This is a genomic window from Mesorhizobium sp. PL10 (genome assembly GCF_053714315.1).
This window is the reverse complement of record NZ_JBSKBR010000215.1, coordinates 1-385: the sequence shown is the minus strand read 5'-3', so window position 1 is coordinate 385 and position 385 is coordinate 1. Positions and strand designations below refer to the sequence as shown.

Genomic DNA, 385 nt, shown 5'->3' with positions numbered 1-385 from the left:
GTGAGCGTCCGGTGAGCGGATTTTGGTTAGGTGCGGGATTGGCGCAAGTTACGACACAGATGATTCATTTGTGACGTAACAGGGTATGAATGGCCAAGGTTGAGATCCTGACGGGTGCCGAGCGACAACGTCGATGGTCGACGGAACTGAAGCTTTCGATCTTGCAAGAAGCGTTCAGCGCGGAAGGCAGCGTTTCGGATGTAGCGCGCCGGCACGACGTTCTTCCGCAACAGATATACGCCTGGCGAAAGAAGTTCTCGCCACCCGAATTGAAACCTCCACAGACCCCATCGTTCATCCCGGTCTCGCTTATCGGAGCGTCGGAGAGGGTGAGTGACGGTTCCAACAGGAGCGGTGCTCGGTCGAGATGCAAAGACGTTGAAAT

The 385-nt window shown here is 55.6% G+C and carries 1 protein-coding gene; it reads left to right on the top strand.

Annotated features, from left to right (window positions below; genetic code table 11):
- Window positions 1–89: 89 nt before the first annotated feature.
- Window positions 90–385 (top strand): transposase (locus ACWGTO_RS33915; RefSeq protein WP_454579009.1); only part of this gene is annotated, 296 nt, incomplete at its 3' end.